The sequence below is a fragment of the Acinetobacter sp. BWR-L5 genome, assembly GCF_039655985.1.
In the GTDB taxonomy this organism is placed as follows: Bacteria; Pseudomonadota; Gammaproteobacteria; order Pseudomonadales; family Moraxellaceae; genus Acinetobacter; species Acinetobacter johnsonii.
Map to the genome: position 1 here is coordinate 317468 of NZ_JAGFEV010000002.1, position 17543 is coordinate 335010.

The following is a 17543-nucleotide window of genomic DNA, read 5'->3' on the forward strand; positions in this document are numbered from 1 at the left end:
AAAAGCCTCCAAGTGGAGGCTTTTTAAAATCTTGTGAACGAATTGTTTATGGACAATCGAGCTGTTGTAAAGCAGCAACACGTTGTTCAATCGTCGGGTGAGTTTGGAACAAAGCGGCTAAACTGAAGCCTTGTTCTTGACCTGCCGCGATCGCAAACGCTTTCATTTCTTTAGGCATCGCATCTGGAAGCTGTGACTCCGCTTGTAAGCGTAACAAGGCTGAAATCATTGCTTGTTTGCCTGCAAGACGTGCGCCTGCTTCATCTGCACGATATTCGCGGTAGCGGGAGAACCACATCACGATTGCAGAAGCTAAAATACCAAAGACAATATCCAGCACGATGGTAATGGCAAAATAAGCTAAACCTGGAGCTTCTCCGTCTTCACGGCCAAAGACATTACGGTCAATGAAATCACCTGCGACACGTGCAAAGAACATCACAAAGGCGTTCACGACACCTTGAACGAGCGCCAAAGTCACCATGTCACCATTGGCCACGTGACCAATTTCGTGAGCCAAGACTGCACGAAGCTCGTCTTTATTCATACGCTCAAGTAAGCCGGTAGAAACGGCAACTAATGCATCGTTCTTGTTCCAACCTGTAGCAAAAGCATTAGATTGGTAAGACGGGAAAATACCGACTTCTGGCATTTTAATACCAGAACGTTGCGCCAATTGAGCGACTTCTTGTAACAACCATGCTTCAGCTTGGTTGCGCGGGGCATTTGGGTCAATTAACTCTGTACCAGTTGTTTTTTTCGCCATCCATTTTGACATGAATAGAGAAATCATTGAGCCAACCATACCAAAGACAAAACAGATAACCAGTAGGTTACCTAGATTTAAGCCACCCGCGCCATGGTAACTACCGACACCGAAGAGTGACAAGATAATGCCAGCTACAACCAGTACCGCGAGGTTGGTTAGCAAGAACAAACCAATCCGCATCATTGAGAAAATCCTCTTATAATAAAAAAATAATCTGATTTATAAATCGAAAATCATTGATCTCAATATGAGGTGAAACTCTTCAAAATTCAAGAAAAAATAATAAAACTGCTATAAAAATTATTCTGAAATTTGAATGCGGGCAGAGGCGGTTGCATTGGCTGTGGCATAGGAACCAGGCGCATCAGTAAAACTGCCATCGGCTGCGAGGATAATTTGGCGTGAAGGTGCGCTACGACTCACACTGAGTTGTGTGCTTTGGGAAGAGTCCGTATCGTAATGTGCAGATTGCGCAATGACTTGAGCATTGGCTGGTGTGTTATTCGAGCCTGCAGAAATGTTAATCCCGCCCGCATATAGATTGCTATAACGGCTACTCACGCGGCGAACATAGTCTTGAGTTTCACGGAAGGGTGGAATACCGCCGTACTTTTGTACATTGCCTTCTCCAGCATTGTAGCCTGCAAGCGCAAGACTGGTGTTGCCGTTAAAGCGTTTCATCAGCCATGCCAAATACTTTGCACCCGCATTAATGTTTTGCTGTGGATCATACGCATTAGAGACATTAAAGCGCCGTGCTGTCGCAGGCATGAGTTGCATAAGCCCCTGAGCCCCAACAGGTGAGCGTGCATTGACATTAAAGCCTGATTCGGTATGCATGACCGCTTTAATTAAACCTTCAGAAACGCCGTGGGTTTGAGCCGCTTGGCGAATAATGTGGTCAAAAGCATTTTTGTTGCGACTATAACTGGGCAACACGGAGGACTCAGACCCCCCCCAGTTACTATAACTGTGGATATTACTGTCTGGATAATAGGTTTTCTTTTCGACTTTTAAGTTGCTATAACGACTTTGTTTATTGGTTAACAAGGTCGTGCCGTTGGAGTCTCTCAATTGGTAGATGGTTTGACCCGCGTGACAATCTAGTGCCATGAACGAAATCGTCATACACCCCAAAACGTAAAAACGACTCAAAAGCAGCTTATTTTTCATTATCTATTATTAATCGTAAAAAAATCGATTTCAGTGACTAGAAATGAGTTTAGCAAAAAAAGAACCGTCTGAAACTATTTTAAGTTCAAAAAATCCATGTCTTTGTAAAAATCAAGTCAAATTGTTGAGCAAGTAATCAAAAAAAATAATTAATTTATTTTTAATGAGGATTGCTTGACTGGATTAAGTCATTGAAATTTAATAGTAAATAAATTGATCAAAAAATGATCAATTTAAATAGAAGCCTTAAAGAGTGGGGGGGACACCCTGTCAAGTCGATTAGAATCCACAAAGTTATCCCCAGCTTTTGTGGAAAAATGTGGAAAAGTCCAAAACATAAGCAGTTCAGCTAAAATATGAACGCAATCGTTCAAAGTTAAACCGATTTCAATACATGAATATGACAGCAATGACAATTCATGAGAATTTACATTCTTTAGGTGCGAGATGGCTGCGAATCGGATAAAATTGCGCGGTATTTTTTTTAAGGTTTAACTCGTCTATGTTCTCGCCAGTTGAGTCCAATCAGGGATTTAATTTTAAACCAGAACTACCCACTAGCTCTGCGTATTATCGTCTGTTGAAAAAGTTACGCCGTCAGGTGGGTCATGCCATTCGCGATTTTAAAATGATCGAAGAAGGCGATAAAGTGATGGTCTGCATTTCCGGTGGTAAGGACAGTTATACCTTGCTCGATATTATGTTGCAGTTTAAACGCATTGCACCGATCAATTTTGATGTGGTGGCTGTGAATTTGGACCAGAAGCAACCCGGTTTCCCTGAGGACGTGTTACCACGTTATTTAGAAGAGAATAATATTCCCTACTATATCTTAGAAAAAGACACCTACAGCATCACCAAACGTTTAACGCCTGAAGGCAAAACCTACTGTGCAGTTTGTTCACGCTTACGCCGTGGCTCTTTATACGGCTTTGCGCAAGAAATTGGCGCGACCAAAGTAGCATTGGGGCATCATCGTGATGATATCTTGGCGACTTTCTTCTTAAATTTATTCCATGGCGGCAGCTTAAAGGCGATGCCTCCTAAATTGTTATCGTCAGATAAAAAGAATATCTTGATTCGCCCACTGGCTTATGTGGAAGAAAAAGACATCATTAAATATGCTGAAATGCGTCAGTTCCCGATTATTCCGTGTAACTTGTGTGGTTCACAGGAAAATCTGCAACGTGCCATGTTAAATGACATGTTGCGGGAGTGGGATAAAGCGCATCCGAAACGTTTACACAGTATTTTTGGTGCTTTACAAAATGTCTCGCCATCGCAGTTGGCGGATCGTGAGTTATTCGATTTTGAAGCGTTAGATAGCGAACGTGAATTCGACTTTAAAGGTGAAAGTTGTTCAACGGAAGATGAATCGGAGAACAAACGCATTAACATGGTTAATCTTGGCTTTGCAGCAGACTAATTTTGTCAGTTAGGCCAATGCAAAACACCAATCAATGATTGGTGTTTTTTTTATGTGGATGATTTTGATAAACTTTGTATAAGAAATATAAAATATGAACGGTACGTACAAAAAACTTTAGGCACATGTAGGATATACATGCTATAACAATCTCCGAGCATATTTAGCTTCACAATGATGCCGTCTGGATAGGCAGCACACAACGAACAAAGAATTGAGGAAACATCATGCCTGCTTTTTTAACTGATGATTGGTTTTCAACTGTAGAAACATTAACTGCTCAAGCGGGGAATTTGAACCTGCCGCCAGCACTTGCGAATCTTGCAATTAACTTAGTTGTTGCTGACAATGCGGGTAATACCGAATTATCTTTAGATGGCGGCGCAATTAAAAAAGGCTTGTCTTCAAACGCGAAAACAACCTTGAACATGGATGCTGAAACACTGCGTAAAGTGTTCCTTGAGTTTGATATGGCTGCAGCAATGCAAGCGTTCATGACAGGTAAAATAAAAGTTCAAGGTGATATGTCACAGTTGATGGCATTGCAAACAGCGAAGCCAAGCCAAGAGCAAAAAGATTTATTTAAGAAAGTGCTTGAGCAAACGGCTTAAGCGTTCTGAAATAAAAAAAAGCTTACCTATAAAGGTAAGCTTTTTTTATGCCACTAGAGAGGATCTTTTAGATATTGACCAGCTGCGGCGTGGTTTTAATGTGCTCAAGATAAGCACGGATACGTGTCACATACTGTAGTGCTTGACGGTAACGGCCATTCTTCGCTTGGTTCTGTTGTAAGTAAGCATACAAATTGAGCCAGTTATTTGGGTCTTGACCTTGTGCCTGAATGCGTTTTTGAATCTGATTCACCGCACCCGGTCCCATATTGTACGCAACCAGTGCATACCAGTTCCGGTCAGGAAAGGGGATATCATCATAGCGACTCAGCATTTGGTCGTAGTACTTGGCACCACCTTGAATGCTTTGCGCAGGATCGGTACGGTTACTTACACCCATGGCTTTGGCTGTGCTATTGGTCAACATCATCAAACCGCGGACACCCGTGGGAGAAATGGAGTTCGGTTTAAGATAAGACTCTTGATAACCAATCGCTGCTAATAAGTGCCAATCTAAATCGTACTTTTGCGCTGTGCTTTTAAAACTGGCCTTATAGATCGGCATACGCTGACGCAAATCGCGTTGAATCGTATTCCAGTTTTCAGGCTTCACGACATTGCGGTTGTAAAATGAGGCCAATTGACCAATTGAACCAGATTGTTTACCACGGCAGACAAATCCACTCGCCGTTTGCGTCAATGGATCATTCGCATGTTTAAATACCCAGTTCAGCTCAGTATTGAGGCCATTTTTACGTAAAACGTTTAAATCACCACAAGTAGCAGAAAAGGTTGCGAGACTTTTTTGCTCAATCGTTTGAACACTTGCCGTCGTCATTGCAAAATTTGCTTTGCCCTGTGCTACCCATTTCAGTGCTGTCGCATTATCGGGGACGGTTTTGAAGTCTAGCTTTACATTTAAGCTGTCTGCATAGTTACGTGCAAGGTCATAACCAAAACCATGCAAATGCTGACCATCTTTAAAAACGGTCGTTGGGTTTTCCACTGAAACGACAGTCAATTTATTATGATTGACGACGTTATCATACTGGTAGGTCTTACTTGCATTAATACTATGAAATGGAATTAACAAAGTACTTAAAGCAAGGGCTTTCAACGGGAGAGAGAAAGTTAATGAATTAAGGCAAAGCCTCGATCCAGAAGTTGAACTACTGTGCATGTTGTCTCCGCTACAAGTAATTTATGCCCTAGAACGCAAAGGCAAAAACATGCCTTAAAACGAGTTCAAGTTGTCTAAATTCAATAAGAGGTTGGGCATTCATGACGTCATTCAAAATGACATGGGATTAAGAAGATTATGTAGAAAAACTACATAGATTAAAAAATAGGCAACTAATTTAAGATGTGCGCATAATATATAGCAATTTTAAAAGTGTCAAATTTTGTGCAATATTTTTTTGAAAAATGTAACATAAAGATTTAATTTAATTCAGGAATTTATTTTATAAACTTCTGTTGTGGAGAAATAAGGGATAAAATAATCCTTTGTTGTAAATCAATAAGCAGATTTAGACGGCATTCATCATGAAATCAAACTTAATTACACGTGCAGGTCACGACAAATTGGTGGCGGAATTAAAGCAGCTTTGGCATGAAGAACGCCCTGAAATTACCAAGAAAGTAAACTGGGCGGCGAGCCTTGGCGACCGTAGTGAAAACGCGGATTATCAGTACAACAAACAGATCTTACGTAAGATTGATCGACGGGTTCGCTATTTGGGAAAACGCCTCGAAGAACTTCGTATTATCGACTTTTCTGAAGAGCAGGCTGGCAAGATTTATTTTGGCGCTTGGGTCGAGATTGAAAATGACGCAGGGGAACAAAAAACCTTACGCATCGTCGGGGTGGATGAAATTTACGATCATCACCCGCAGCACATCTCCATCGACTCACCGATGGCACGGGCTTTACTGTCCAAACAAGTCAATGATGAATTTGAAGTGTTGACGCCAACTGGAAAAAAACACTGGTATGTCAATTCAATTCGTTATGACAGACCTGAAAGTTCAGAGAACTAAAAGATTTTGTTTTAATTTTAGCCACTTGGTGTGATTTTTGAAGAAAAGTATTTGCCAAGTAGATTGAATGTTTATATGATGTCGCCCATGGAAGCGTGGCAGAGCGGTTTAATGCACCGGTCTTGAAAACCGACGAGGGTGTGAGTCCTCCGTGAGTTCGAATCTCACCGCTTCCGCCAAATTCAAAAAACCCTGATTGAGTCAGGGTTTTTTTATGCCTTTTTTAAATTAATTTCTAAAAGATGCCAGAGTTATCGCTCAATTTTCTGGCATATGTGGGCTGTAAAGTTAATATCTTATTGAGATTGAATATTTTTTAGCTGAATAGTGGCTTTTTGCAGGCCGTGAGATGAAAAATATTTGCCAAAAAATATTTTTATTTATATGATAGCGCCCATGGAAGCGTGGCAGAGCGGTTTAATGCACCGGTCTTGAAAACCGACGAGGGTGTGAGTCCTCCGTGAGTTCGAATCTCACCGCTTCCGCCAAATTATTTTTAAATACAAATTAAAACGAATCATTAATCGATAACCCAAGTTTAAGTTGGGCCATTACGTCAAGTAGTGTGGGGAACACCACATAGATCGGCAGTGATCAAATTCTAAAAAAAGCAGTCAGACCTTCTCTTACTGCTTTTTTTATTTAAGGTATTTAACCTTCTTTTATAACTATTGAGCTGTCCAACTCGATCCCTTTTTAGATTCACTATTCGTTTTAGGCAAACAGTTATAGAGACTATGCAGTTGTAATGCGTAGCAGTCATTTCTGTAGATCAGTTTTTCGAAAGTTTCTCAATTTCTCAGATGGGTTTTTTTAGCATCCTTCGTTTGGTTTATCTAGCAACTCATTACCTCTAAGTTGGAACTACATATGCTTTGTAAAAGTATAGAGCGATTGTTCCGTTTCGCTTTCTATCCACCGCCATCGCGATGGGGTGATTGAAGGGTATTCTCCTGTATTTGATTCATCTGATATTTCCTTCATTAAATAAGCAAAGGTGACTTGCATATTTTTACAGATTCTATAAATTAGGTAGATCGGTCTACTTAGTTGAGTGTGATGAATACGAAAACTGCGAAACAGAAAATTTTAGATGCAGCTGCAATTCTGTTTTATAACGATGGCATCACCAGTACAGGGATTAACAGCATTACCGATAAGGCCAAAGTTGCCAAAATGTCCTTATATAATAATTTCCCGACGAAGGCTGACTTGATCACTTCTTATATAGAAGCACGGCATCAAGAGTGGTTAGATTTGTATGCGCTTCGAAACCAACAGGCAAATACCCCTATTGATAAAATTGTTGCGGTTTTTGAAGCCTATCAAGATCATGCTGAGTTTGCCTATGAAAAAGGTTTTCGGGGCTGTGGTTTGTTGAATGCTGCTGCTGAGTTCCCAGCGCACAGCGCCGAGCGCTTGGCTGTAAAACGGCATAAGGATGAAATTGAAAACATTATCTCTACACAGCTTGCCAATATCATTTCGGACGCATACAAGGTCAAACAAATGGCTTTGTTGTTGTCTTTTGTTTTAGAGGGATCGATTGCGCGAGCAGGCTTGGAAAGCTCGAGCGAAAAAGTACAAGCTGCAACAGCGATGGTGAAAACACTTTTAGCACAGGAAATCAGTACGTGAATCAGTCTGTTTCTGCGGTACCGAATTATGGTTTCATCGCGGTGCTGTTCGCTGCTTTTCTATGGGGAACGACGGGCACAGTGGCATCTTTTGCACCTAATTTGAGTCCTTTGGCTATTGGCGCTGCTGCGATGGGTGGTGGTGGACTGTTACAGGCACTTTTGGCGCGAAAAAGTATTATCAACCATCTGGCACATATCAAAGCCAATGCGGTGATGCTCGGTGTAGGCGTAATTGCGGTTTTTATTTATCCGTTGGCCTTTTATTCATCGATGCACTATGCAGGCATCACCATTGGTACGGTCGTGTCGATTGGTACGGCGCCTTTATTTACTGCACTTTTAGAAAGGGTGTTTGACCGAAAAGCACTTTCGATGACATGGCTGATGAGTTTCGTATTGGGAGTGACGGGCGTTGCGCTACTTTCTCTCGGGGAATCACATGCTGTAGCAACCACGGAGCATTTGTCCCAAAATCGACCAATGTTGGGTATTGCTTTAGGGGCGGTTGCGGGATTGACCTATGCTTTATATTCTTGGGCGGCAAAACGAATGATTGACCAAGGAATGGATGCAAAAGCGTCTATGGGGCTCATCTTCGGACTCGGTTCTTTATTATTACTTCCGACTTTATGGATAACAGGTTCAAACTTGTTTGAAGAAAACATCAACCTTTATGTCGTGGGGTATATGATGTTGATCCCAATGTTTTTGGGCTATGTTTTATTTGGATATGGCTTAAAAACTGTGCCTGCCAGTAAAGCCATTACCTTGACCTTGTTTGAACCTTTGGTTGCCGCTGTATTTGCAATCCTGTTGGTGGGAGAACAACTTGCACCAATCGGTTGGATTGGGATGGTTTTAATTTCAATCTGCTTAGCATTGCAGACTAAAGCAAAGTAAATTTTTGCTTCAGACATTCGTTGGCGCATAAAGCATATTTGCTGGGTGTCGGGAAATCTGATGCCTAGTTGGACTAAGCATCAATCTTATTTCAGTGAAATGGGCTATACACCTTAAATCCTTAGAGGTATTTAAGAATGCGAATGTGTTTGTTTTTATGTTTAAAGGCTGAGAATTTTAACATCAACGGATAGAGAGCCACCGTTAAAATAATCGAAATGAGCCAGAGGGTGGAGACATGATCGACGCCGAAGTATTCGCCATGGGTTGTGCCAAACAGTGTGACCGCAGTGAGATAGAGGGCTTTCAGCACATATAAGTGTACGATATAGAAGAACATCGGCACGGAACCAAAGACAATCAAGGGTTTGGCCCAAGGTTTACTTTCAACCTTTTGAAGTAACACTAACAGGATTAAACCTAGTCCGACATTCCACAAAATAAACAGCAGCGATGGCGGATACTTGGTCAAGTTCAAAAAACTCATAACGGTTTCAGTGCTGGTCGGCATGATTGACCATGCTTGGTCGCCATAGAGATTGATCATTCTTAAAACGATAAATAAGCTGATACTGGCCAGCCCGAAGCCTAACAAGATTTGATTTCTTTTTGAGACATCGTGTGTGCTGTTAAATACGGTATGACCGATGCAATAGCCGAGGGTAATCACCCCAATCCAAGGCAGTACAGGGTAAGAGGTTCTAAAACGAATCAGATCTCCAAATTCGATCCAACCACGTTCATGTAAAATAAACCACATATTTTGCAGGATCGGCATCTGTGAAAATGACACTTGATCCAGCGCATTATGTCCAAAAATAATGCTGAGACTGATCACCCAGAGCCATTTTTGCGATAGCCCAATCAAGCCAGCTAAAACCACCATACTGAGACCAATGGCCCAAATCACTTGTAAATAGATGACATCGGGCGGGAACTGTCCAGTCCAAGCGAAGTTGATGATGATCAGTTCGAGAAAAATCAGAAATAGACCGCGTTTGAGTAAAAATTCACGTGTCATTTGAACGCTGTTGTTTTTTGCTTGGTAAAGATAAGCCGATAAGCCTGTTAATACCACAAAAACAGGTGCACATAAGTGAGCCAAGATCCGGCTAAAGAAAAGGGATTCTTCGGTTCCTGGAATCAGCATCGGGTCGGGGACTTGCTGGTGCAGATAAAAAGTTTCTCTGACATGGTCGACCATCATGATCAGAATAACCAATCCTCTGAGGGCGTCAATCGCTTGTAAACGTTGTGAAGGTGTAGACATAAGATGAATTGAAAATTTGTGTTATAGTATAATGTAACATTTATTTCAATCATTTATATCAAAATTTTAATCAGCAAAATTTATATGTAATCCAATGATTCGAGATGAAGTATCAAAGGTAGATGCATTATTTTATAGACGACTGGTCTATTATTGATTTATAGTGTGGATATGAAACGATCAGATAAAAGTGAGGCAACACGACTACACATTTTAAATAGCAGTTTTCAACTGGTGTTACATAAAGGTTTTGTCGGAGTGGGCTTACAGGAAATTCTAAAGAATTGTGATGTGCCGAAAGGTTCATTCTATTATTACTTTGCTTCGAAAGAGGCTTTCGGCTGTGCGCTACTTCAGCAGTATCTAGCCGACTATAAGGTCAAAATCGATCAGCTGATACAGCAAGAACAGCGAAGCGCCTATGCAAGCCTGATGGCACTTTGGCAAGCATGGATTGATAACTCATCACATATTGAAAGTGATGTTGAACATCATAGCGATGGGGGATGGGCGGAGAATTGTTTGATCGTCAAATTGGCAGCAGAAGTCTCAGATTTGTCTGAAGATATGCGTCAGATTTTGAACTTCGGGGTGCGTAAGTTAACAGAACGTATTTCGGGTCTAATCCAAGCCGGGCAGCAAGATGGTTCAATTCCAGCGCATATTGACGCTGAAAAAATGGCACAAACCATGTATCAATTGTGGTTGGGAGCAGCTTTATTGGCAAGACTGGCCCGAGATAAGCAGCCCCTTTACCTCGCTTTGGAAACTACCCAGCAACTATTACAGCCGATAAAGGAATAGCAAATGCAAAGTATTATTCATCACCAGTTTGGTGAACCTGTTGACGTCTTGGAAGCTGCAGATATGCCGCAACCTGAACCGAAAGCGGGTGAAGTACGTATTAAAATGATTCTATCGCCAATGCATAACCACGATGTGTGGACAGTGCGTGGTGGTTATGGTTATAAACCAACACTGCCTGCAATTGGTGGTAGCGAAGCTGTGGGTGTGATTGATGCGCTTGGTGAGGGTGTACAAGGCGTATCGGTAGGGCAGCGTGTAGCAGTTGCTGCAGTTCATGGCAGTTGGGCCGAGTATTTTATTGCGCCAGCGCATGGCGTCGTGCCTTTAACTGACGCGATTGATGATGAAACGGCAGCGCAGTTGATTGGGATGCCGATCAGTGCACTGATGCTTTTAGATTTTATCGACTTGCCGGCAGATTCGTGGTTGATTCAGAACACTGCCAATGGTGCGGTGGGTAAAACCGTGGCAATGATTGCAAAAGCGCGTGGTCAAAAGGTAATTCATTTGGTTCGCCGTACTGAGGCTGTAGCTGAAATGCAGGCCTTAGGCATTCAAAATGTGGTAGCAACAGACCAAGCTGATTGGAAAGAACAAGTCAAAGCGATTCATGCAGATCAGCCACTGATTGCGGGTGTAGACTCCATTGGTGGTCAGGCCAGTGGTGAAATGTTGGCTTTACTGAGCAAAAATAGTCTATTGGTTTCATTTGGTAGCATGACAGGTGAGACCATGCAGATTTCTTCGGGAGATCTGATTTTTAAACAAGCCACAGTCAAAGGTTTTTGGGCAAGTGTGGTGAATAAGCAATTGTCTGCTGAACGCAAAAAAGCGTTAATTGTGGAGTTATTGACGCTTGCTGCACAGAAAAAATTACTGCTGCCTGTTGAAGGTATCTTCAGCTTTGCACAAATTAAAGGTGCTGCACTGAAAGCGACGCAAGGCGCGCGTCAGGGTAAAGTACTTTTGAAACCCTAAGAGTTTCGACCTAGATCAGCTGTGAAGCTGATCTAGCATCATTCATCAAAAATAAGGATAAAGCGTATGATGGGACAAATTTTGATTGCTTTAATTGCACTGTTGCATGTGTATATTTTAGTTTTAGAGATGTTTTTATGGGATAAGCCTTATGGTCTAAAAGCCTTTGGTAATACGCCTGAAAAAGCACAACTGACCAAAGTCATGGCGCAAAATCAGGGTTTATACAATGGTTTCTTGGCTGCAGGTCTATTTTGGGCGCTATGTGCACCCGAAACTTATGCACTGCCACTGGCCAATTTCTTTTTAGGCTGCGTTTTGGTTGCTGGGATTTATGGTGGGTTGACCGCCAGTAAGAAAATTATCTACATTCAAGCCTTACCTGCGGCTGTGGCGTTACTTGCAGTGAATTTTCTCTAAACCAAATGAAACAACTGCTTGAGTTCTGCATTAAAAAAGCCAACGTCTAGACGTTGGCTTTTTATTGTGAGTGATGACTTATTTGACTTCAGGCAAATCAAACCAAATCACTTGTGCTTCTTCCAAAGCTTTAACGTCGCTTGCTTCTAAGAAAGCAATCGCGTCACCTGCATGAAGAGTATGTTCTGCAATTTGGATTGAACCTGAAATCACATGCACGTAGTTAATATGCTGTGTAGCTTTAATTTCTAGCATTTGATCTTTTTCAATCACAGCCGTTTTGACTTCGGCATCTTGACGGATATGCATTGCAGCATTGTCATTTGGACCACATATTACATGCCATTGATTTGGCTGCTCATGTGGATCAAGACGAATCTGCTGATAGGTTGGAGCTGCATCTCTTTGATTTGGGGTAATCCAAATTTGTAGCAAATGTACTGGCTCATCACCCTGATTCATTTCGCTATGCTGTACACCTGTACCTGCACTCATCAGTTGCCATTCACCAGCAGAAATACCACCATGGTTACCCATGCTGTCTTTATGGGTGATGGTACCATTGAGCACACAGGTCAAGATTTCCATATTGTCATGGGGGTGTTGCCCAAAACCTTGATGGCCCGCGATCACGTCGTCATTGATGACACGTAATGCACTTACGCCCATATATTGAGGGTTATACCAACTGCCAAAAGAAAAGCTGTGTTTAGACTCTAGCCAGCCGATATTGACATGACCACGGTCTTGACTGCGATGAATGAATGCATCCATTTTCAACTCCAATCTTATTTTTAATCTATGGAGTAATTTTAGCGTTTTATATTTATCGCTAAAATAGTGAATTTGCAATGTTGCGTTTCAATATTGAAATGATTGAACGCAACATTGCAGCCTTAGTCTAAATCACAATACCGTACACGGAAATCTTTCCAGACGTAGTTTTTGCCTTGCGCATATTCAGCTAAAAATTGTTGATGTAGCTTCGGCTGCTGTTGCATCCAGTCATTGCCCCATTTCACACCGAGCGGAGCCGCTTTGTCTTTAAAAACAAAATAGTCATCAAGGCAAGTACTGCTTTCAACGGAGAGTGGTACATCTTGATCATCGAGATAATTTTCATAATTAATCGAGTTGGGTGGATTCTTTAAGAACACTTTGTCACTGGCGGTGAGCAGAACTTTTTGTTCAAAGTGCTTCAATTGACCATGTTGGTACTCATAGCGGGTTTCAAGGTTATAAGGATGCAAGGTTTGGTAGTCGCCTGGCGACTTGGTACTGTATTCAAGTATTGCATTATTATAATCTGATAAGTCTTCATCCCATTTGGGGCCAAAACTCATTCCATCTTCAATGATTGGAGCCACAAATTGCACGCGGTGGAGCTGTTTGCCATTCGTGTCGATTTCAATAATTTCATAGCTGTATCGGTAGCGATTGTTGGCATAGATGGCGTTCATGGCCGCATTGGCTTTTAACTCTGTAGGAGTATAGGCATAGCGAGTACGAAAAATCAGTGCGAGATGCTTCGCGACGGGCATAATCGAAAACAGCTCATGATCTTTGACTGTATTGTCGAGTTGAGGCTGTAGGGTGATTTTTTCTCGATTTTCAGCATATGCCTCGCCTATTGAAAAAACCGCAGAGTGGGGCTGGTTTAAATAAAGTAGTTTAGGCTTTGCTCCTGTTCGAATCGCGTAATAGTGAATCGGAGACTTGCCTGCGATGACGTAATAGCGTGCATTCAAAAGAGGCTCTCTGAGACTGTCTTGCTCTGGAATGTATTGCGGATGACGGATTTTTTCATGATCATCCAGACTGTCGAATGGATGGTCAGATTCCACCACATAAGCAGAAGCATCTACGCTGGTCACGATTTCTTCATCTAATTCGGCAAAGCTATAAGTTGAGAAAGATAGTAAGCAGACCACGGGCAGTATTATTTTTAAAGCGTTCATCGTCATTTTTATATTGTTGTAATTGAAAAAAGGTGCTCTCAAGAGAACACCTTTTATAGCGTAAATGCCTTAGAAAGCCAATTATTCTAAGAATTTAACCGTAACACCTGACTTCACTTTTTTGCCAAGATCATTGGCATCCCAGTTGGTCAAACGGATACAACCGTGTGATGCTGTTTTAGAAATAGCTGAAGGGTTTGGTGTACCGTGAATACCAAATGATTTTTTGCTTAAACCAATCCAGATATTCCCTACAGGACCGTTTGGACCCGGTGGTAGAGAAAGTGGTTTTAAGTTTTTGCCCTGTACAAAGTTACTTGGTGAGTAGCTATACCATGGATTTGGCGCAACACCCGTAACTTTATAAGTACCCGTTGGAGACGGAGTGTCTGAGCTACCAATGGTTGCAGGGAAAGAACCAATCATTTGGTTACGGCTGTTAAATAAATACAACTGTTTTGCGCCTTTGTGCGCAACGATCAAATGAATGTCTTCTGGTACTTCATTGCGGATATTGGCCACAATAATTTTTTCGCCCGCTTTTTTGAAGGTTGCTTTTGGATTTAACTTCTGCAAGAAGTCTTCATCCATATGGAACTTTTCACCTAGCATTTCAGTCACACGAGTGTAGTACAAACCTTTCATTTTGGCTTGTAGTGCATAATCGCGTGGAATTGATGCAGCATAAGGACCTTTTAAGTCTGCTTCGGTAATGGTGTATTCAATAAATGCAGGTTTAGAACCTTGGCTTGCCATTAGAGCATCCCAAGTTTCTTTGGTTAAGGTACCTGTTGCTTTTAAGCCGCTCATTTGCTGGAAAGAGGCAATGGCTTTGAGGGTATTTTTACCGCTCATGCCATCAATTGCACCCGGAGACGCATGCGCATTATTCAACATCACGTGAGCACGTGCATAGACAGGGAATTGGCCTTTACCAATATTGTCAAACCATTCTGCACTGTTTAAACCATTTAATGTCCACGATGCTTTTGCTGCAGCAGGATTGGTCGTCGTGGTGGTCGGTGCAGTGCTGGTTTTGCTTGGTGCAGCACCAACGTCAGCTGTTTTATCTTCAGATTGTTCAAGTTGATCTAAAGTTTGCGAAGCTTGGTTTAAGTCTGCTTGTTCTTTTGCTGTAATTTGGTTGTTTGCAACCGCAGTAGAAGCTGAAGCGACATCTGTTGCTAAAGGATCAATAGGATCTTGAACTGAAGTATCAATGATCTTTTTTGGCGTCAAGGGTTGTTCAGTAGTAGATGCAGCAAACGCTGTACCAGCAAGAATGCAACTTAAACTCATCGCGAGTATTGTGCGAACGAACATGTAATTCAACCTTAAGAATTATTCATTTACAAAGTAAAAACTAGTGAAGTATTACAGAAAAAAGATGGAGATGCAGTATTTGTTTTGTGTAAATATTCGTTTGCATCTTTGTCCTGATCGAATTTTAGTGTTATGAGAAGTTATTAAAAATTCGACCTTTTTGTTATGATGGTGGGCAAATTTAATTGAGATGGGAAAGTAAATGACGACGCTTAAAAATGATCGTTTTCTACGTGCTTTATTACGTGAACCTGTAGATACCACACCCGTCTGGATGATGCGTCAAGCAGGGCGTTATTTACCTGAATATCGTGCAACCCGTGCTCAAGCGGGTGATTTCCTTTCGCTGTGTAAAAATAACGAATTTGCTTGTGAAGTGACTTTACAGCCTTTACGTCGTTATGAGCTCGACGCTGCCATTTTATTTTCAGATATTTTAACTGTACCCGATGCTTTGGGTTTAGGGCTTTATTTTGAAGCTGGGGAAGGGCCTAAATTTCATAAAACGGTTCGTACTGAACAAGATGTAGCGAATTTACCTAAGTTTAATGCCGCGTCTGATCTCGACTATGTGATGAATGCAGTCAAGACGATCCGTTCAGCGCTTGGCGGCCAAGTGCCATTAATTGGTTTTTCAGGCAGTCCTTGGACGCTAGCAACTTATATGGTTGAAGGTGGTTCGAGCAAAGATTTCCGTTTCACTAAGCAAATGATGTATGCGCAACCTGAAGTTTTACATGCGCTGCTCGATCGTTTGGCTGATGCGGTTATTGACTATCTAAATGCGCAAATTGATGCAGGTGCTCAAGCCGTACAGATTTTTGACAGTTGGGGCGGGGCGCTAGCACACCGTGAATATTTAGAATTTTCTTTAAAATACATGCAAAAAATTGTTGCAGGTTTAAAGCGTGAAAATGAAGGACGTAAAGTACCTGTGATCTTATTCACCAAAGGTGGCGGTCAGTGGTTAGAGCCAATGGTGGCAACAGGAGCGGATGCTTTTGGTCTAGATTGGACTACGCCATTAAATGTGGCTCGCCAAACGGTGGCTGACCGTGCGGCACTGCAAGGCAACTTAGACCCTGCAACATTATATGGTTCACATGAGACCATCGTGAAAGCCACCAAAGCCATGTTAGATGACGCTTATGCAGGCGGTGAGAAAACAGGTTATGTTGCAAACTTAGGGCATGGCATTACCCAGTGGGTTGATCCTGAAAACCCGAAAGCCTTTATTGATACTGTGCATGAATACAGTGCCAAATATCTCTAAGTTTCACAGCTTCAATTCAATTAGGGTTCATGCGTGATCACGATTTTAAAATCATGTTTTGAGTTCTCATCTAAGGCAGCTTCGGCTGCCTTATTTGGGATATTACTGTTATTGGCTTTTGCCTTCACAGCCAGTATGGGAAGTCAGGAATATTTCGGCTTTTTCCGTTATGACTATTTACTGTTTTATGCTGTGCTGATTCAAGTTTGTCTGCTCTATTTAAAACTTGAGTCTTGGGCAGAAGCCAAAGTGATTGCGCTATTTCACGTGATGGCAATGGTGATGGAAATCTTTTTGACCCATCCACAAATTGCATCCTGGCAGTATCCGCATCCCGCTGTGTTTAAAATCCTCACTGTGCCTTTGTTTGCAGGTTTTATGTATTCGGCTGTGGGCAGTTTTTTTGCGCGATCATTACGTCTCTATCACGTTTCTTTTGAATACTTACCCCGTTTCTCCTTCATGCTGACCTTGGCGGTGTTGTCTTATATCAACTTTATGTCCAAATTTTTTGTTCCCGATATTCGTTACCTTTTGTTTGCGTGGAGCATAGTGCTGTTTTGGAAAACCAAGATTGGTTTTGAATTACAGCAGCACCGTTTTCAACTGCCGATGTTACCCGTACTTTTACTGTTGGCTTTTATTATTTGGATTGCGGAAAATATCAGTACGTTTTACCAAATCTGGCTGTACCCAAGTCAAGTCGATGCATGGCATATGGTCGGTTGGGGTAAACTTGGATCATGGTATTTATTGCTACTCTTAAGTTTGGTGTTGGTGTTAAAAATTTTAGGCAAACGAGACCTACGCGGTAATTGGTCCTTATATCGCTCATAAATTTTTTTATATATACCTCTTCACTTTAGTATAAATTGTTTTGCGTTATGCGGCTGTTACCGTTATCTTACAGGAGTGTAGATTAAAATATACACGACACGGAACAATAAAAAATACT

At 41.7% G+C, this 17543-nt stretch carries 17 protein-coding genes and 2 tRNA genes; 12 read left to right on the plus strand and 7 right to left on the minus strand.

Going from position 1 to position 17543, the window contains the following annotated elements; genetic code table 11:
* Positions 1-46: 46 nt before the first annotated feature.
* Together htpX and JZ787_RS05005 are read right to left on the minus strand one after the other, a co-directional pair.
* A complete protein-coding gene (gene htpX, locus JZ787_RS05000; RefSeq protein WP_004695643.1) occupies positions 47-952 on the minus strand; it encodes a protease HtpX in 906 nt (301 codons plus the stop codon).
* Positions 953-1069: 117 nt separating this feature from the next.
* The gene (locus JZ787_RS05005; protein ID WP_346311811.1) at positions 1070-1942 is read right to left on the minus strand and encodes a lytic transglycosylase domain-containing protein; all 873 of its coding nucleotides are present in this window, start codon (positions 1940-1942) and stop codon (positions 1070-1072) included.
* Between the two features lie 502 nt (positions 1943-2444).
* Between JZ787_RS05005 and ttcA the strand changes: the two genes are divergently transcribed.
* Together ttcA and JZ787_RS05015 are read left to right on the plus strand one after the other, a co-directional pair.
* Positions 2445-3368: a tRNA 2-thiocytidine(32) synthetase TtcA gene (ttcA, locus tag JZ787_RS05010; protein WP_224468602.1), complete on the plus strand. Its 924-nt coding sequence runs from the start codon at positions 2445-2447 to the stop codon at positions 3366-3368.
* Positions 3369-3595: 227 nt separating this feature from the next.
* A complete protein-coding gene (locus tag JZ787_RS05015; protein WP_004695646.1) occupies positions 3596-3979 on the plus strand; it encodes an SCP2 sterol-binding domain-containing protein in 384 nt (127 codons plus the stop codon).
* A gap of 67 nt (positions 3980-4046) precedes the next feature.
* On the opposite strand, the gene JZ787_RS05020 is transcribed toward JZ787_RS05015, so the two are convergent.
* Positions 4047-5159, minus strand: coding sequence for a transglycosylase SLT domain-containing protein (locus JZ787_RS05020; RefSeq protein WP_279688138.1), 1113 nt, complete (start codon positions 5157-5159; stop codon positions 4047-4049).
* Between the two features lie 365 nt (positions 5160-5524).
* On the opposite strand from JZ787_RS05020, the gene greB reads away from it, so the two are divergent.
* The 5 genes from greB to JZ787_RS05045 all read left to right on the plus strand — a co-directional run bounded on the left by greB (position 5525) and on the right by JZ787_RS05045 (position 8559).
* A complete protein-coding gene (gene greB, locus JZ787_RS05025) occupies positions 5525-6019 on the plus strand; it encodes a transcription elongation factor GreB (protein WP_346311812.1) in 495 nt (164 codons plus the stop codon).
* 89 nt (positions 6020-6108) lie between these two features.
* Positions 6109-6198: transfer RNA gene (locus tag JZ787_RS05030), tRNA-Ser, on the plus strand.
* A 219-nt stretch (positions 6199-6417) separates the two neighbouring features.
* Positions 6418-6507 (plus strand) — tRNA-Ser (locus tag JZ787_RS05035).
* A gap of 571 nt (positions 6508-7078) precedes the next feature.
* Complete coding sequence (locus JZ787_RS05040) at positions 7079-7657, plus strand: TetR/AcrR family transcriptional regulator (protein ID WP_346311813.1); 579 nt, start codon at positions 7079-7081, stop codon at positions 7655-7657.
* Positions 7654-8559, plus strand: coding sequence for an EamA family transporter (locus JZ787_RS05045; protein ID WP_346311814.1), 906 nt, complete (start codon positions 7654-7656; stop codon positions 8557-8559). Before JZ787_RS05040 ends, JZ787_RS05045 begins: the two co-directional genes overlap by 4 nt.
* Before the next feature lie 121 nt (positions 8560-8680).
* Here JZ787_RS05045 and JZ787_RS05050 read toward each other — a convergent pair whose 3' ends face one another.
* Entirely contained in the window at positions 8681-9829 is a 1149-nt protein-coding gene (locus JZ787_RS05050; protein WP_346311815.1) for a heparan-alpha-glucosaminide N-acetyltransferase domain-containing protein, read from the minus strand.
* A gap of 171 nt (positions 9830-10000) precedes the next feature.
* Here JZ787_RS05050 and JZ787_RS05055 point away from each other — a divergent pair, with 171 nt between their 5' ends.
* The 3 genes from JZ787_RS05055 to JZ787_RS05065 all read left to right on the plus strand — a co-directional run bounded on the left by JZ787_RS05055 (position 10001) and on the right by JZ787_RS05065 (position 12034).
* A complete protein-coding gene (locus JZ787_RS05055) occupies positions 10001-10633 on the plus strand; it encodes a TetR/AcrR family transcriptional regulator (RefSeq protein ID WP_005400463.1) in 633 nt (210 codons plus the stop codon).
* A gap of 3 nt (positions 10634-10636) precedes the next feature.
* Entirely contained in the window at positions 10637-11614 is a 978-nt protein-coding gene (locus tag JZ787_RS05060; RefSeq protein WP_346311816.1) for a zinc-binding dehydrogenase, read from the plus strand.
* A gap of 66 nt (positions 11615-11680) precedes the next feature.
* Positions 11681-12034 carry a DUF1304 domain-containing protein gene (locus JZ787_RS05065; protein WP_168158118.1) on the plus strand — a complete coding sequence of 118 codons (354 nt, stop codon included), beginning with the start codon at positions 11681-11683 and terminating at the stop codon, positions 12032-12034.
* Positions 12035-12112: 78 nt separating this feature from the next.
* Here JZ787_RS05065 and JZ787_RS05070 read toward each other — a convergent pair whose 3' ends face one another.
* The 3 genes from JZ787_RS05070 to JZ787_RS05080 all read right to left on the minus strand — a co-directional run bounded on the left by JZ787_RS05070 (position 12113) and on the right by JZ787_RS05080 (position 15315).
* Positions 12113-12808, minus strand: coding sequence for a pirin family protein (locus JZ787_RS05070; RefSeq protein WP_346311817.1), 696 nt, complete (start codon positions 12806-12808; stop codon positions 12113-12115).
* Between the two features lie 122 nt (positions 12809-12930).
* Positions 12931-13992, minus strand: coding sequence for a hypothetical protein (locus tag JZ787_RS05075; protein WP_346311818.1), 1062 nt, complete (start codon positions 13990-13992; stop codon positions 12931-12933).
* An 81-nt stretch (positions 13993-14073) separates the two neighbouring features.
* Positions 14074-15315 carry a L,D-transpeptidase gene (locus JZ787_RS05080; RefSeq protein WP_346311819.1) on the minus strand — a complete coding sequence of 414 codons (1242 nt, stop codon included), beginning with the start codon at positions 15313-15315 and terminating at the stop codon, positions 14074-14076.
* 202 nt (positions 15316-15517) lie between these two features.
* Between JZ787_RS05080 and hemE the strand changes: the two genes are divergently transcribed.
* Together hemE and JZ787_RS05090 are read left to right on the plus strand one after the other, a co-directional pair.
* Positions 15518-16588, plus strand: a complete 1071-nt coding sequence (gene hemE / locus JZ787_RS05085) for a uroporphyrinogen decarboxylase (protein ID WP_346311820.1) — start codon at positions 15518-15520, stop codon at positions 16586-16588.
* 36 nt (positions 16589-16624) lie between these two features.
* Positions 16625-17425: a DUF817 family protein gene (locus tag JZ787_RS05090; protein WP_346311911.1), complete on the plus strand. Its 801-nt coding sequence runs from the start codon at positions 16625-16627 to the stop codon at positions 17423-17425.
* Positions 17426-17543 lie beyond the last annotated feature (118 nt).

Coding starts and splice junctions, on each gene's coding strand:
- htpX (WP_004695643.1), bottom strand. CDS start 952: ATGATGCGGATTGGTTTGTTCTTGCTAACCAACCTCGCGGTACTGGTT.
- JZ787_RS05005 (WP_346311811.1), bottom strand. CDS start 1,942: ATGAAAAATAAGCTGCTTTTGAGTCGTTTTTACGTTTTGGGGTGTATG.
- ttcA (WP_224468602.1), top strand. CDS start 2,445: ATGTTCTCGCCAGTTGAGTCCAATCAGGGATTTAATTTTAAACCAGAA.
- JZ787_RS05015 (WP_004695646.1), top strand. CDS start 3,596: ATGCCTGCTTTTTTAACTGATGATTGGTTTTCAACTGTAGAAACATTA.
- JZ787_RS05020 (WP_279688138.1), bottom strand. CDS start 5,159: ATGCACAGTAGTTCAACTTCTGGATCGAGGCTTTGCCTTAATTCATTA.
- greB (WP_346311812.1), top strand. CDS start 5,525: ATGAAATCAAACTTAATTACACGTGCAGGTCACGACAAATTGGTGGCG.
- JZ787_RS05040 (WP_346311813.1), top strand. CDS start 7,079: ATGAATACGAAAACTGCGAAACAGAAAATTTTAGATGCAGCTGCAATT.
- JZ787_RS05050 (WP_346311815.1), bottom strand. CDS start 9,829: ATGTCTACACCTTCACAACGTTTACAAGCGATTGACGCCCTCAGAGGA.
- JZ787_RS05055 (WP_005400463.1), top strand. CDS start 10,001: ATGAAACGATCAGATAAAAGTGAGGCAACACGACTACACATTTTAAAT.
- JZ787_RS05060 (WP_346311816.1), top strand. CDS start 10,637: ATGCAAAGTATTATTCATCACCAGTTTGGTGAACCTGTTGACGTCTTG.
- JZ787_RS05065 (WP_168158118.1), top strand. CDS start 11,681: ATGATGGGACAAATTTTGATTGCTTTAATTGCACTGTTGCATGTGTAT.
- JZ787_RS05070 (WP_346311817.1), bottom strand. CDS start 12,808: ATGGATGCATTCATTCATCGCAGTCAAGACCGTGGTCATGTCAATATC.
- JZ787_RS05075 (WP_346311818.1), bottom strand. CDS start 13,992: ATGAACGCTTTAAAAATAATACTGCCCGTGGTCTGCTTACTATCTTTC.
- JZ787_RS05080 (WP_346311819.1), bottom strand. CDS start 15,315: ATGTTCGTTCGCACAATACTCGCGATGAGTTTAAGTTGCATTCTTGCT.
- hemE (WP_346311820.1), top strand. CDS start 15,518: ATGACGACGCTTAAAAATGATCGTTTTCTACGTGCTTTATTACGTGAA.